1 pseudogene is annotated in these 390 nt (G+C 66.4%); it reads right to left on the reverse strand.

Annotation, left to right across the window (positions count from 1 at the left end):
• Positions 1–390, reverse strand: a pseudogene (locus NDN16_RS20845) (hypothetical protein); the annotation flags it as partial.

A 390-nucleotide genomic window follows, 5' to 3' on the forward strand; every position in this document is an offset into this window, starting at 1 on the left:
CGCCCAGCGCCCGTCCGTCAACTGCACCTTGTCGCCGGCATTGCCATCGACCATCAGCTGGTAGCGGCCCGTCGTCTCGAAGACGTTGCTCCCCGACATGTCGGCGATGTCCGCCGCCGTCAGCTTCAACACATTGTCGCCCGAGCCCGTGATGTCGATCTTCTCGATACCGCTCAGCCGGTTGCCGCCGGACGGATTGCCGGCGGCGACGTTGGAAACCTGCGTCAGATCGAGCGTCAGACCGGTACCCGACAGCTTCAGCGTATCCACGCCGAGGCCGCCCTTCAGCGTCGCAAGCTTGCCGCTGCCGGCATAGGCCGACTGCAGCAGCGTGATCGCCGCGCCGTCCACGACGAAGGTGTCGTTGCCCGCCTGGCCGTCCATCACGCT

This window comes from Aureimonas altamirensis (genome assembly GCF_023702225.1).
Classification (GTDB): Bacteria; Pseudomonadota; Alphaproteobacteria; order Rhizobiales; family Rhizobiaceae; genus Aureimonas; species Aureimonas altamirensis_B.